This is a genomic window from Acinetobacter parvus DSM 16617 = CIP 108168, from assembly GCF_000368025.1.
Lineage (GTDB): Bacteria > Pseudomonadota > Gammaproteobacteria > Pseudomonadales > Moraxellaceae > Acinetobacter > Acinetobacter parvus.
In genome coordinates, this window is record NZ_KB849212.1 from 1,447,651 (window position 1) to 1,462,770 (window position 15,120).

Here is a 15,120-nt window from a genome sequence, read left to right on the forward strand (position 1 = left end):
TCTGATTCATGCCTGATTTTTCATTTTCTGACGCACTCCTGACATGGTACGACCAACATGGTCGCCATAACCTGCCTTGGCAAATTGCCGATAATCCCTACAAGGTCTGGGTCTCAGAAATAATGCTGCAACAAACTCAAGTTAAAACTGTTCTGCAATATTTTGATCGCTTTATTGAAAGATTTCCGACTGTACAGGATTTAGGCCAAGCCAGTTGGGAGGATGTTGCGCCTTATTGGGCAGGTCTAGGCTACTATGCCCGTGCGCGTAACCTGCATAAAGCCGCAGCCATTGTCAGTCAACAAGGTAAATTTCCTGAAACATTAGAACAGTGGATTGAATTACCAGGCATTGGTCGTTCAACTGCTGGTGCATTAATGTCTCTTGGCTTACGACAATATGGCGTGATTATGGATGGCAATGTAAAACGGGTTTTAGCACGTTTTTTTGCGATTGAAGATGACCTGTCCAAACCACAAAATGAACGCAAGCTTTGGGAAATTGCCGAGCAACTTTGCCCTGAACAGCGCAACCATGACTATACTCAGGCAATCATGGATTTGGGTGCAACGATTTGTACCCCGAAAAAGCCTTTATGTCTTTACTGCCCGATGCAGCAACATTGTCAGGCCTATCAACAAGGGCTTGAACAGGAACTGCCATTCAAAAAGGCCAAGAAACCCGTTCCTGTCAGAACGGCTGATGTGGTTGTGATCCAGTCGGGTGATGAATGGTTTTGGCAACAGCGTGAGGCACATGGGTTATGGGGCGGATTGTATTGCCTGCCGATCATTGAGCAGGCAACCGAATTACAACAGATTGAGCAGCACTTTAAGCTGCAAGCTCAAGTATCATCTTTGCAGATTAGCCATAGTTTCACTCATTTCACATGGGTGCTCAATGAAAAACTGTTCCACGTGGAACATGACCAAAAAGAACAGCTCAGCATTGAACTGAATGGAATATGGCTCTGTCCAGAAGCCGCGATTGCCAAAGGCATTCCAACGGCCATGAAAAAACTGATTACAGCCAAACAAAAGGCCTAAAACCTGCATGCTGTAAATTCGAACGCAAGGAGTTTGTGTGCGTTACCCGATTTGCTATACGGTTCTTGCCATGCTGATGCTAATCTTTTCAGCATGTACCACTGCACCAAAGAAGCCTGCATCCTTGCCAAATGCACAGGTGAACAAACTTAAAATGATGCGTCTGGACAGCCGCCTGCCTGTTCCTGTCAAGGGGATCAGTCGCAATCAATTGCGTGATACCTGGGGTTCGGCACGCAGTCATGGTCGCAGCCATGAAGGCATTGACATCATGGCGGAGCGTGGCACGAAAGTGTATAGTGCCACTGAGGGCTTAGTGGCTGATTTACGTAATAATAATTTAGGTGGTAAGGTCATCTGGATTCTTGGGCCATCTGGTTCTTGGCACTACTATGCCCATTTAGATGGTCATAAACGGGGGCTTAATGTGGGGGATTATGTTCATAAGGGCGACCTCATTGGTTATGTAGGCAATACAGGCAATGCTCGTGCGACTGCCCCACATTTACATTATGGTATTTATTTAAATGGCAAAGGGCGTGGAGCAGTCAATCCATACTCATATTTACGTTAGGAACACAGCATGTCAGAAGCATTGATTGAACGACTGGTTAAATTTGCAGAGTCTGGAAATCAACAGAAAATCATCATCAATGGTACAAGCTATCAAGGCTGGATTATGGAAATTACCGAAGATGCTCTGCTGATTAGCACAGGTTTTGCAGATAAATCAGGCAAGGACTTTTGGCTTAAATTTACTGATTTAACCACAGCGGAATTGTATTATTGGGATACCCGTCAAGATGACTGGGTCACATTCAAACTCTAAATTTTTCCCTGATAATAACAATAGGAAGCATCCAATATGACAATTCAACGCTGTGGCTGGTGTTCCTCTGATCCGCTCTATATCACCTACCATGATAAAGAATGGGGCAAGCCCGAGCATAATGAAGCACAGCTGTTTGAGATGCTGTGCCTTGAGGGGCAGCAGGCAGGCTTGTCATGGATTACCGTATTGAAAAAACGTGAAAACTACCGCACACATTTCTTTCAATATCCCATCACGCAGATTGCCACCCTCAGCGATGAGCAACTGGAAAATAAGCTTAGTGATGCAGGCCTTATCCGCCATTTAGGTAAATTAAAAGCCATTCGGGATAATGCGATTGCATGGCTCAAGCTTAAGGATGAGGTAGATGATGTCTCCTCTTGGCTTTGGAGTTTTGTCGATCATCAAACACCAAATAATGTTGTGCTGAATTACCGTGATGCACCTGCACAAACCGCAATCAGCCAGAAATTGTCCAAAACCTTAAAAAAACGTGGTTTTAAGTTTGTTGGACCAACCACCTGCTATGCCTTTATGCAGGCAGTGGGAATGGTTAACGATCACGAAAATCATTGTGAGTTTAAATAATCCATTCTTTATAAAAGGAAAATAATAATGAGTAATAACCAAATTCGTGCTTATGCTGCCATGCAGGCAGGCGAGCAATTGGTTCCTTATCAATTTGATGCAGGTGAATTAAAGCCACATCAGGTTGAAGTTAAAGTTGAATACTGCGGTTTATGTCATTCTGATTTGTCTGTGATCAATAATGAATGGCGTTCATCCGTTTATCCTGCTGTCGCTGGACATGAAATTATTGGCACAATTATCGCATTCGGTTCAGAAGCCAAAGGATTGAAACTTGGTCAACGTGTTGGCATTGGCTGGACAGCTGAAAGTTGCCAAGCATGCGATCCTTGTATTGGTGGTCATCAAGTTTTATGTACGGGTGGCAGCGTTGCGACTATCGTTGGTCATGCGGGTGGCTTTGCAGAAAAAGTTCGCGCAGGTTGGCAATGGGTCATTCCTCTACCAGAGGGTTTGGATCCTGAAAGTGCAGGACCATTGCTTTGTGGCGGCATTACCGTGTTTGATCCTTTACTTAAACATCAGATCCAAGCAACACATCATGTCGGTGTGATTGGGATTGGTGGTTTAGGGCATATGGCCATCAAGTTACTTAAGGCTTGGGGTTGTGAGATTAGTGCATTTAGTTCAAATCCAGACAAAACTGAAGAGCTCAAAGCCATGGGCGCTGACCATGTGGTAAATAGTCGTGATGCTCAAGCGATCAAAGCGCAACGTGGCAAGTTTGATCTATTGCTTAGCACCGTCAATGTAACCCTGAATTGGCAAGCCTATCTCAATACCTTGGCACCGAATGGTAGTATGCATTTCTTGGGGATTACCTTAGAGCCTATTCCAGTTTCTGTAGGTACTATCATGAGTGGAGCGAAATCTGTTACAGCTTCACCAACTGGGTCACCTTTAGCACTGCGCCAATTACTACAATTTGCCGCACGTAAAAATATTGCGCCACAAATTGAGCTATTTCCAATGTCTCAACTCAATGAAGCCATTGAACGACTCCATTCAGGTCAAGCACGTTATCGTATTGTACTTAAAGCAGACTTTGATTAAAGTGAATTCGGTTTAAGCAGATTTTAATTCAATCGGTTTTAAAATCTGCTGAATCCCAGACTTATATCCATTTACAAGCATCAAAGCATATAATGTTAAAGCAGCAAATATTGTAGTCAGTAGCCCTATTTTTGATCTGTGGCGAGTATGTTCAAGATCAAAATGGCTTTTCATCAGATGAAATGGAGCTGCAATCATTCCTCGTTTTCTTAATACTGCACTATCAAAAGCATCCAGGGATTGGGGCGGTGTTGGCAGCGATTGGTTTAATCTTGGTGTTTTTATCCAGATCAAATTATCCACCAAGGCAGATTCAGCATTACAGCAATGTCCTCAGAGTTAAATGCCAATAAAAAAGCCTGATTGAATCAGGCTTTTTTATTTATTTTAGTAAGTCAGGTAGATGTGGCTGCGCATATAATGGATTGTAAATTTCTTTCTTCATCTTCATCAGCATTTGATACGGTTGCTGCTGCACAAACATATTCACAAAACTCAATGGAATCGAACCTGCTGGGTCGGCATAACCAGTAGTCATGACTTTAACCTTATTATTGGCAAGTCTTTGGAACGTCCAATCTCCTGTATATTGATTCAAACGAATCACATCAGGTCGTTCAGGATAACTATTTTTAATTGCGTTATTCTTAATACTAATACTCCCATCAGCATTCTTATTCATCTTGCCTTTAATTACCAGATCACGGTCTTTCAAAGGAAATGGCAAATCCAACAGCATATACAGGGTAAATTCCCCCTTTTTTTCATCCCGAGACAAAAGCTGTGCCTTAGCAACATAGGGTACCCATTGTGGTGTGCGTTCAACATCAAGTACTACTGCAACTGCCCGTTCCAAAGGTACATCAAAAGTCGTTTCTGCTTTGTACTGAAAGACAGGATTATTCTCTGTCTGATAGGTCCAGACTTTAATGTTATTGCGGTTTAGGCTGAGTTTGGCTGCGTCTGTTGCAGCCGTGGCTGTCAGGCTGGTGATACTGAGAAGTGCGGCAACAATATGTTTTTTTTTCATGTCATGCTCAATTTATTTTAATGGTCGTGAGTGCCTGTTTCACCCCTACAAATGGAGGCTCGCCAGGCGCTGGATAGTGCGAAAATTGATGTGTTATACCTGAATATCGTTAAAGCCCAGAACATCTTTCATGTCATATTTACGAGCTTCACGTCCCACTACCCAGGCGGCTGCACGTACTGCGCCTGAAGCAAAGTTCATACGGTTGGTGGCTTTATGGGTGACTTCCACACGCTCCCCTTCACCAATAAACATCACCGTATGCTCACCGACGATGTCACCTCCACGAATGGTTTCAAAACCAATGGTCTGGCGATCACGTGGACCTGTATAGCCCTCACGACCATACACCGCCACTTCCTTGAGGTTACGGCCCAAGGTATCAGCAATTGCCTCACCCATCATAAACGCGGTGCCGGACGGCGCGTCCACCTTATGACGGTGATGTGCCTCAATGATTTCAATATCAACGGTATCACCAAACACTTTTGCCGCCAGTTCCAGTAATTTAATGGAAACGTTTACACCCACAGAATAGTTCGCGGCATACACGACTGGTGTTTGTGTCGCCGTTTCATCCAGAAATGCTTTCTGTTCATCATTCATGCCTGTGGTGCCAATCACCATGGCCACACCCGCTTCACGGCACAGTTTCAAGTGCTGTTCGGTGGCGGCTGGTGCAGTAAAGTCAATCACCACATCACAATCCTTGAGCACTTCACTCAAACTTCCCACCACCTTGATGCCCAGACTTCCCACACCCGCAAGTTCCCCTGCATCTGCACCCACCAAACTGCTTTCTGGACGTTCAACAGCTGCTGCCAGTTGGTAGCCTGCTTGTTGTACTGCTTGAATCAGAATACGCCCCATGCGTCCGCCTGCACCCAAGATTCCAATGCGTGGAGAAGTTGACATAATTTTTTCCCAGTCTTTTATTTAAACAATTCCGCTACTATAGCAAAACTCTGTGCCTACGCTAAAAAATTCCCATAAAAAAACCTGCCGAAGCAGGTTTTTTCAACATCAGTTAAACCAGTCAAAGAATGACTTTTTCTTTGGTGATGAGGCATGTCCATCACCATCTAACGACGCTTGTAATTCTTTCAACAATTCACGTTGGCGACTGTTTAAATTCACAGGTGTTTCCACCACGATACGGCACAATAAGTCACCGACCATGCTGCTACGTACAGGACGAACACCTTTACCACGTAAGCGGAATAGCTTACCTGTCTGCGTACCTTCTGGGATTTTTAAGCTGACACGACCATCAAGCGTCGGGATTTCGATTTCTTTACCTAATGCAGCATCTGCAATACTGACTGGCACATCCATATACAGGTCTGCACCGTCACGTTGGAAGACTTCATGTTCACGAACTACGACTTCAACGTATAAATCACCCGCCTGACCATCACGAATCGCTTCACCTTTACCTGTTAAGCGAACACGATCGCCATTGTCCACACCTGCAGGAATAGTGACTTCAAGCGTTTGCTGGCGGTCTGCAACGCCTGAACCATGACAGGTGTTACATGGATTCTTGATGATTTTGCCTTGACCGCGGCAAGTACTACAAGTTTGTTGAACCGAGAAGAAACCTTGCTGCATACGTACTTGACCAGCACCATGACAGGTACGACAGGTTTCCACATCATTTGGATTCTTAGAACCTTTACCATCACATGTTTCACACGGCGCTGGTGCAGTAAAAGTAATCGTTTTTTTCACGCCTTTGACTGCTTCTTCAAGCGTCAATTCCATCACATAGCGGAGGTCTGAACCACGGCGCTGGCGTTGTTGCTGGCGACCACCACCACCGAAAGCACTACCAAAAATATCACCAAACTGGCTAAAGATGTCTTCCGCACTAAAACCACCACCGCCACCGAAACCACCCTCAAAGGCACTATGACCAGCACGATCATACATGCTGCGTTTTTCGCCATCAGAAAGTACTTCGTAAGCCTCTGCTGCTTCTTTAAACTTTTCTTCCGCCTGAGCGTTATCTGGGTTACGATCTGGATGATACTTCATCGCCAACTTACGATAGGCTTTTTTAATCTCATCATCACTTGCGGTTTTCGAAACGCCTAAAACCTCATAATAATCACGTTTAGCCATGGTTGGCGATGCTCCTCACGGAATTTATTCAAACTTGAAAAAACAAATAGGCTCTGCTGACATTTTATTTCTAAAGTCAACAAAGCCTTAATAGGGCCTGTACAATACGTTTACAAGAGTGATTGTGATAAAAAAAGCGATAAATTTAGAAAACCGCTTTATTTCTAAAGTATCTGGCAATACCTTTCAGCCATGCATTCAACAGAAATAGCCATGCAATCGAGCTAAACACCACACCCACAACCGTCATGGCGGTCACCCAGAGGGCGCTGTTCCAGACAAAAAAGAACAGTGGAATAAACCACAGGGCAGCAAAGAAAGCCATCAGAATAAACAGCAGCACATTACGCATAATCCACAGTGCATGTGCGTGTATCCATACTTCAGCATTATTCGCAGTCGCAACTTTTCGTGCCAGCAGATACGCAAACACTGCAAACACGATTGTAAATAATGCAAGAAACATGAACACATAAGATATCGCCACATAGCGGCGATGCTGCTCAATACTGTCTTGCCCCATGCTCTAGATCACCTCATTCACCGCATTTTGCCAAAACAGTCATGCAATGAAATTCAATTATTTTTTGGTCTTAAAATATAGGTGCTACTATATTAAAATTTTCAATATTTCGCACCTTTATTCACAAAATAATTACGATAGATGTGTTGCTTTCTTGACCTTAAACCACGCCGCATAGAGTGCAGGCAGGAAAAACAGGGTCAACAGGGTGGCTACAATCAAGCCGCCCATAATCGCAACCGCCATCGGACCAAAGAAAATACTGCGTGATAATGGAATCATCGCAAGTACTGCGGCAAGTGCGGTTAACACAATCGGACGGAAGCGGCGCATGGTGGCACCAATCACCGCGTCCCACGGTTCATGCCCTGCCTGAATGTCCTGCTCAATCTGGTCAATCAGGATCAGCGAGTTACGCATGATCATGCCAGACAGGGCAATGGTTCCGAGCATGGCCACGAAACCAAACGGTTTATTGAACAACAACAGGAACGCCACCACCCCAATCAGGCCAAGCGGTGCGGTCAGCAAGACGATGGTCGCGCGAGACATGCTACGCAACTGAATCATCAACAGGGTCATGACCACCGCAAGGAACAGTGGCATACCTGCATTCACAGAATTTTGACCTTTGGCCGACTCCTCAACTGTACCACCCACCTCAAGTAAATAGCCATTTGGTAAATCGGCACGTAGAGTCTGCATCTTTTCCGCCAATTGCTGAACCACTGTTGCAGGTTGTAAATGGGTACGAATATCCGCGCGAACGGTAATCGTCGGTAAACGATTACGATGCCAAATTAAACCTTCTTCAAAACGTGACTCAATTTTTGCTATTTGTGCTAGAGGTACAGTGGTTCCTTTGGTGGTTGGCACGGCTAAATTTGCTAACGAAGCCACTTCGACACGTTCTGACTTATCACCACGTAAACGAATTTCAATGAGTTCACGTTTTTCACGATATTGATTCATCACCGCGCCTGTCACTGAGGCATTGAGGAAATTGGCCAGATCAACACTGGAAACGCCCATTTGACGCGCACGGTCCTGATCAATCTCAATGGCAATAATCTTGCTTGGTTCACCCCAGTCCAGATGTACATTAGTGGTGTTTGGGTCTTCGCTCAGCACTTTAGCCACTTTCTGAGCCTCTGCCCGAACCGTCGCCAAATCTTCACCTGAGACCCGATACTGCAATGGATAACCCACAGGAGGGCCATTTTCCAATAAGGACACACGAGTACGCACCTGAGGCAACAACTGCTTAATTTGTGTCTCTAAAGAACGGCGGATTTCATCACGGTCATCTAAAGACGATGCCAGCACCACAAACTGGGCAAAGCTGGCCTGTGGCAATTGTTGATCTAAAGGCAGATAGAAACGTGGTGAACCTGTGCCGACATAAGCGACATAATTATCAATCCCTTTTTGTTTGGATAGGAATTGTTCTACCTTATGTACTGCTTGTTCTGTCGCCGTTAGGGAAGCCCCTTCTTCCAGCTTTAAATCCACTAAAATTTCAGCACGATTCGATGGGGGGAAGAATTGTTGCGGTACCAACTTAAACATCGCAACAGACAACACAAAGATACCCACCGTAATAGCAATTACCGTTTTACGATAGGTAATACAGATTTCCACCACATTACGGAAAGACTGGTAAAACCTGGATTGATAAGGATCGTGATGCGTTCCATGTGCCTCGACCACAGGCTCAGGTTGCTTACGCAGTCGCGCCCATAGGCGCAGATACCATGCCGCTTTCTGCTGTTGTTTGGTGAAGTCAGGCAGTAGCTTCTCACCCAGATAAGGTACAAACAATACCGCCGCAATCCACGACACAATCAGGGCAATGGTGACTACCTGGAAAATGGAACGAGTATATTCACCTGTTCCTGATTGGGCCGTGGCAATCGGCAGGAAGCCTGCCGCGGTGATCAAGGTTCCTGTGAGCATTGGAAAGGCGGTGGTTTGCCAAGCAAAGCCTGCGGCCTTGAGTCGACTATAACCTTGCTCCATTTTGATCGCCATCATTTCCACGGCGATAATGGCATCATCAACCAACAAACCTAGGGCCAGAATCAATGCGCCTAATGAGATTTTATGTAAGCCAACGTCAAATAAACTCATCCCAGCAAAGGTCATTGCTAAAACCAATGGAATCGACAATGCAACAACAAGCCCTGTACGAAAACCGAGTGAGAAGAAACTGACCAATAAAACGATAATGACCGCTTCAGCTAAAACTTTTAAAAACTCTTGAATACTACGTTGTACTGCAACAGGTTGGTCTGAAACTTTTTGCAGTTTCATGCCCAAAGGTAAGCTTTTTTGTAGACTGTTAAATTCAGTTTCAAGGTTTTTACCCAATGCAATGATGTCCCCACCTTTACGCATGGACACCGCAATGCCAATCCCATTTTCGCCCATAAAACGCATACGTGGCTGCGCAGGCTCACTAAAGCCACGATAGACATCAGCAACATCACCAAGTTGAATGGTTTTATCACCCACCAATAACGGCATTTTTTTAAGGTCATCAACACTATGTAAGTGTCCGCTAACTCGGATTTGAATACGGTCTGTGCCTGTTTCAAAGAAGCCCGCACCTGCCATGTCATTCTGCTTTTGAATCGCTTCCTGAATGGCTGTGACAGGGACACCAAGCTGCACCGCCTTAGTATTGGACAGTTCAATCCAGATTTTCTGGTCTTGTAGACCAACAAGATTCACCTTGCTAACATCCTTGACCCGTTGCAATTGTAGTTGCAAACGATCGGCATATTCTTTCATTACCGCATAGTCAAAATCTTTGCCCGTCAGTACATAGATATTGCCGAAGGTATCGCCGAACTCATCATTAAAGAACGGCCCCTGCACACCGCTTGGCAGTTGCGAGCGAATGTCATTGACCTTTTTACGCACGTTATACCAAACATCAGGAATTTCACTGGAACGATAAGAATCCTTGGCGATAAATGTCACCATAGATTCCCCAGGCCGTGAATATGCCCGAATATTTTCATATTGCCCTGTGGTCATCAGTTCTTTTTCAATACGATCTGTCACCAGGGTTGCAACCTCCTGAGCCGTTGCTCCTGGCCAATAGGTCTGCACCACCATCACTTTAAAGGTAAATGGCGGGTCTTCGCTCTGTGACAGCTTGGAATAGGACATCACCCCAACAATGCCAAGTAACAGCATAAAATACAGAACAATGCCCTTATTCTTCAGCGCCCATTCTGAAAGGTTAAATTTCATGATCAGGCTCCCGCTTTTACCGTGACTTCACGATTATCACGGTCTACAGGATGAATCTTTTGCTGATCACGCAACAGGTGCACACCACCGACCACAACCCAATCTGAAGCTTTTAGACCTGAAAGAATAGGCACACTGTCACGGCCATAAGTTCCCAAAGTCACAGGAACTTTACGTAAGGTTTGATTGGCATTGACCACCCAGACATAAGCTTGTTGATCATTGGCAGTGACGCTGGATAAGGGCACACTCAGAACATTATTTTCATTTGCCACGAAGAACACTCGCGCACTTTGTCCAAGTTGAATCGTGGACTGCCCCTCAAGCAATGAAACTTTCACGGTGAATGTTCGCGATTGGTCTGCAGCGGGTGACACCTCGCGGACTTTTGCTGCAAAACGTGTATCTGGCTGTGACCATAAGGTGACCCAGGCAGGCTGCCCCACCTTGAGGGTACTGACCGCCTGTTCAGGCACACCAAATACCACCTCACGCTCGCCATCAATCGCCAGTTGATAGGCTGCCTGTCCTGCCGCCACCACCTGTCCTGTTTCAATGTTGCGCTGGGTAATCACGCCATTTTTATTGGAGACCAACTGGTTATAGCTTGTTTGGTTGGAGGAAACCTCATAGTTTGAACGGGCCTGTTGCAGTGTTGCCTGTGCCGACTCATACTGGTTTTTAATAGCATCAAATTGTGAACGGCTGACCGCATTGACAGGCAAAAGTTGTTGATAACGCTTATATTCTTCCAATGCAATTTTTGCGGCGGCCTGTGCACTGTCCAGTTGGGCTTTGGCCGCATTCATTTGCAACTGGGCATCTTTCACATCCAGTTTTGCCAACACCTGCCCAACCTTAACCCGATCTCCAACATCGGCATAACGTTCGGTAATCTGGCCCCCGACACGGAATGCCAGTGCGGTCTGCTGTCTGGCCTGCACATCACCTGCATAGCTTTTCTGGTCAATATGGTTGCTACTCGGCTGCGTCACCATGACATAAGGAATTTCCTCAGTTCTGGGCACCTCTTTCTGACATGCGCTGAGGATGACACTACTGACAATGACTAACCCCAATATGATACGATTGATCTGATTCATCTATTTTGCGCTCTTATTCAAATTGATTTTTAGGGCGTGATATGGGCATTATCATAAATTGTTTAATTTTTAATTAATATACTCATGAGTACATTAAATAAAAATTAAATCTAGCAACCTGATTTTTTAATTGAATTAAAAGAGAACGATAACGTGCAGACAACCAGTGGTCGTCCCAAAGATTTAGAAAAAAGAGCCAGAATTTTGCAGGCTGCAAAATCTATTTTTCTAAAAATGGGTTATCACGCCACCAGCATGGACCAGATTGCCAAAGAGGCGGCTGTCACCAAACTCAAGGTGTACAACCATTTTCAGGACAAGGCCAATCTGTTTACCTGTGCGATTGAGGAGAGCTGTGAGGAGTCCATTCGGGCAAAGCAGTTTGAACTCACACCTGAGTCCGACTTTAGGCAGGCATTGTATTTAATGTGCCAGCGCGCCCTGGGCATTATTTACCTGCCTGAAGCGCTGAAGCTGGATCGGGTGCTGTTTGAACTTGCTGCTGAACAAAGCCCCCTCACCCAGCAGTTTTTTGATGCCTCACACACACGTATGTGTAATGTCTGGTGTGGTTTTTTTGAGCAGGCCATCACACTCAACTTTATTCAGGCAGATGATCCCCTTAAACAGACCGAACTGATCGTGGCGCTGATGCTCGGCACACGTCATCACAAGGTTTTACTGGGCCTGGATTCGGTGCCAACCACGGTTGAAATTGAGCAGATGATTGAACAGGCCATTGAACTTTTTTTGCTTAAATATCAACCTAAATTTTAAAGAAATTTCACATTTCCTTACGTTCTCCACTTGGAATGTCTGACAATCAGGTTATAGTCAAGACATGAGCAGAGGAGAAGCATAATGACACAACAAATCACTGCGCCATTACGAGAAGATGTTCGTTTACTGGGTAATTTACTGGGCGAAACCTTAAAGCAGCATGCAGGACAGGATTTGTTTAATCAGGTTGAGCAGATTCGTGCCCTGGCCAAGGGTGCCCGTGATGGTCAAATCGAGGCGGAAAAACAGCTCGAACACCTTTTCCTCGGCCTAAAAGATGAAGAAATTTTGCCCCTGACCCGTGCATTTTCATATTTTCTCAACTTTGCCAACATCGCTGAGCAGTACCATGTGGTGCGTAACCGCCGTCAGGCTGAGTTTGACGAGCAGACATCCAGTCCAAACCCACTGACGCATCTCTTTGAAAAATTCAGAACCCAACAGATTAGTGAACAGCACCTTTTCCAGCAGATCTGCGACCTCAACATCGAGCTGGTCCTCACCGCACATCCGACCGAAGTCAGCCGCCGTACCCTGATCCAGAAATATGATGACATTACCGACTGCCTATCACAGCTTGATCAACAGAAACTCACACCGAGAGAACGCCAGCAGACCATTGCCACACTCAAGCAACTGGTGAGTTCAGCCTGGCAAACCGATGAGATTCGCCAGCATCGCCCTACTCCTGTGGATGAAGCGAAATGGGGCTTTGCCACCATTGAACAGAGTTTATGGAATGCAGTTCCAAAATTTATCCGTGAACTGAATGAACTGACCCAGCAACATTGCCAGCAATCCCTGCCTCTGGATATTGCCCCGATTCGTTTTGCCTCATGGATGGGTGGCGACCGTGATGGCAACCCCAATGTTACCCATCAGGTGACACAGGAGGTGTTGTGGCTGTCGCGCTGGCAGGCGGCCGACCTCTATCTACGTGATATTGAAAACCTGCGTTGGGAACTGTCGATTCAAACCTGTTCAGATGAACTCACTCAAGCATTAGGTTATGAACACCCTGAACCCTATCGTGAATATTTACGTGAAACCCGTGAACGCCTGAAAGCCACCCGTCACTGGCTGACACAACGTTTACATGGACTGGATGCGGATGACAGTCAAATCATCAAAACTAAAGATGAACTATTACAGCCTTTATTGCTGTGCTATCGCTCCCTGATTGACAGTAATCTAGCCGAAATTGCCAATGGCCAGTTGCTTGATTTCATTTACCGTGTCAATTGCTTTGGCATAGAACTGCTGAAACTGGATATCCGCCAGGAATCAGGTCGACATCGTCAAGCCATTTCAGCGATTACTGAATATCTAGGTCTAGGCAATTTTGAATCGTGGACTGAACAGGCTCGTCAAAATTTCCTGATCCAAGAGCTGCAGAGCAAACGTCCTTTACTCCCTAAATATCTGAATGAACCAGAGGGCAGCCTGATTCGGCATCCAGATGTGCTGGAAGTGTTTGCCACCATGCGTACCCTGGCTGAACAACCAGCTGAGAGCTTGGGTGCCTATATTATTTCGATGGCAGAATATCCAAGCGACGTCTTAGCTGTTTTACTCTTACAAAAAGAAGCTGGGATTCAGCATCCGCTTCGTGTGGTGCCTTTATTTGAAACATTAAAGGACCTGGATGGCGCAGCCAAAACCATGAACACCCTGTTTAATGTGCATTGGTACAAACAGCATATTCAGGGTAAACATGAAGTGATGATTGGCTATTCAGACTCAGCCAAGGACGCGGGCTTTATGTCGGCCAACTGGGCGCAATATCGCGCTCAGGAGGAACTGACCGCGATTGCCAAAAATCATGGCGTACAACTGACCCTGTTCCACGGACGTGGTGGTTCGATCAGCCGTGGCGGCGCACCGACCCAGCAAGCCTTATTTTCCCAGCCACCAGGTTCAATCTCTGGAGCAATTCGTGTTACTGAACAGGGTGAAATGATTCGCTTTAAATTTGGTTTAGAAGGCATCGCGCTACAAAATTTGGAAATCTATACAGCGGCAACATTAGAAGCAACACTACTACCACCGCCAGAGCCAAAGAAAGAATGGCGAGACTTAATGAATCAAATGACTGATTTATCGGTACAGGTTTATCGACAAACTGTGCGTGAAAATCCAAATTTTGTCAGCTACCTGCGTACCGTTACCCCTGAACTTGAGCTACAAATGTTACCGCTCGGTTCACGTCCAGCCAAGCGCAAGGTTAGCGGTGGCATTGAATCACTACGCGCCATTCCGTGGGTGTTTGCATGGACCCAGATTCGCCTGATGTTGCCTGCATGGCTGGGTACAGGTACGGCGATTAATCAGGTGCATGGACAACACCAAAACACCTTAAATGAAATGCTTGAACAGTGGCCGTATTTCCAAACTTTAATTGATATGCTGGAAATGGTTTTATCCAAATCTGATGCAGATATTGCGTTGTACTATGAATCTCATCTCACCCAAGATCAGGACTTAAAAGTTCTAGGGATTGAGCTACGCCAACGCCTGCAAAATGCTGTAGATACTCTACTCAGTCTAAAAGGTGAGTCTAAGCTTTTAAGTAATAATGAAGTGCTGGACCAGTCCATGCAGGTGCGTAAACCATATTTATTGCCATTGCATTTATTACAGGCAGAATTGATGAAGCGTCGTCGTCTGTATCTGGCACAGCACCAAACTGAACATAGCCCTGTCGATCATGCCTTGATGGTCAGTATTGCTGGGATTGCGGCAGGGTTAAGGAATACAGGTTAATCATTTAAGCTGGCGCG

Annotated in this window: 13 protein-coding genes and 1 pseudogene; 7 read left to right on the forward strand and 7 right to left on the reverse strand. The window is 45.6% G+C overall.

Annotation, left to right across the window (positions count from 1 at the left end; all coding sequences use genetic code 11):
- Positions 1-8 precede the first annotated feature (8 nt).
- From mutY to ahr, 5 genes are all read left to right on the forward strand, one after another.
- Positions 9-1,046 (forward strand): A/G-specific adenine glycosylase, encoded by a 1,038-nt coding sequence (gene mutY, locus F988_RS13600; RefSeq protein WP_004683656.1) that lies wholly within the window; start codon positions 9-11, stop codon positions 1,044-1,046.
- 70 nt (positions 1,047-1,116) lie between these two features.
- Positions 1,117-1,620, forward strand: coding sequence for a M23 family metallopeptidase (locus F988_RS13605; RefSeq protein ID WP_171055683.1), 504 nt, complete (start codon positions 1,117-1,119; stop codon positions 1,618-1,620).
- A gap of 9 nt (positions 1,621-1,629) precedes the next feature.
- Complete coding sequence (locus F988_RS13610) at positions 1,630-1,875, forward strand: hypothetical protein (RefSeq protein ID WP_004679184.1); 246 nt, start codon at positions 1,630-1,632, stop codon at positions 1,873-1,875.
- A gap of 36 nt (positions 1,876-1,911) precedes the next feature.
- Positions 1,912-2,466 carry a DNA-3-methyladenine glycosylase I gene (locus tag F988_RS13615; RefSeq protein WP_004683659.1) on the forward strand — a complete coding sequence of 185 codons (555 nt, stop codon included), beginning with the start codon at positions 1,912-1,914 and terminating at the stop codon, positions 2,464-2,466.
- 27 nt (positions 2,467-2,493) lie between these two features.
- On the forward strand, positions 2,494-3,519 hold the full coding sequence (gene ahr / locus F988_RS13620; protein WP_004683665.1) for an NADPH-dependent aldehyde reductase Ahr: 1,026 nt from the start codon (positions 2,494-2,496) through the stop codon (positions 3,517-3,519).
- A gap of 12 nt (positions 3,520-3,531) precedes the next feature.
- Here the strand turns inward: ahr and F988_RS13625 are convergent.
- From F988_RS13625 to F988_RS13655, 7 genes and pseudogenes are all read right to left on the reverse strand, one after another.
- Positions 3,532-3,765, reverse strand: a pseudogene (locus F988_RS13625) (IS982 family transposase); the annotation flags it as partial.
- A gap of 136 nt (positions 3,766-3,901) precedes the next feature.
- Entirely contained in the window at positions 3,902-4,549 is a 648-nt protein-coding gene (locus F988_RS13630) for an START domain-containing protein (RefSeq protein WP_004683666.1), read from the reverse strand.
- 93 nt (positions 4,550-4,642) lie between these two features.
- A complete protein-coding gene (gene dapB, locus F988_RS13635) occupies positions 4,643-5,464 on the reverse strand; it encodes a 4-hydroxy-tetrahydrodipicolinate reductase (protein WP_004679191.1) in 822 nt (273 codons plus the stop codon).
- Between the two features lie 108 nt (positions 5,465-5,572).
- On the reverse strand, positions 5,573-6,673 hold the full coding sequence (gene dnaJ, locus F988_RS13640; RefSeq protein WP_004683667.1) for a molecular chaperone DnaJ: 1,101 nt from the start codon (positions 6,671-6,673) through the stop codon (positions 5,573-5,575).
- 145 nt (positions 6,674-6,818) lie between these two features.
- Positions 6,819-7,196, reverse strand: a complete 378-nt coding sequence (locus tag F988_RS13645) for a hypothetical protein (protein ID WP_004679195.1) — start codon at positions 7,194-7,196, stop codon at positions 6,819-6,821.
- A gap of 132 nt (positions 7,197-7,328) precedes the next feature.
- Complete coding sequence (locus tag F988_RS13650; protein ID WP_004683669.1) at positions 7,329-10,457, reverse strand: efflux RND transporter permease subunit; 3,129 nt, start codon at positions 10,455-10,457, stop codon at positions 7,329-7,331.
- A 2-nt stretch (positions 10,458-10,459) separates the two neighbouring features.
- On the reverse strand, positions 10,460-11,560 hold the full coding sequence (locus F988_RS13655) for an efflux RND transporter periplasmic adaptor subunit (protein ID WP_004683670.1): 1,101 nt from the start codon (positions 11,558-11,560) through the stop codon (positions 10,460-10,462).
- Between the two features lie 153 nt (positions 11,561-11,713).
- Here F988_RS13655 and F988_RS13660 point away from each other — a divergent pair, with 153 nt between their 5' ends.
- Positions 11,714-12,337: a TetR/AcrR family transcriptional regulator gene (locus F988_RS13660; RefSeq protein ID WP_004683672.1), complete on the forward strand. Its 624-nt coding sequence runs from the start codon at positions 11,714-11,716 to the stop codon at positions 12,335-12,337.
- A gap of 84 nt (positions 12,338-12,421) precedes the next feature.
- The gene (gene ppc / locus F988_RS13665; protein ID WP_004683673.1) at positions 12,422-15,103 is read left to right on the forward strand and encodes a phosphoenolpyruvate carboxylase; all 2,682 of its coding nucleotides are present in this window, start codon (positions 12,422-12,424) and stop codon (positions 15,101-15,103) included.
- The last annotated feature ends 17 nt before the right edge of the window (positions 15,104-15,120 follow it).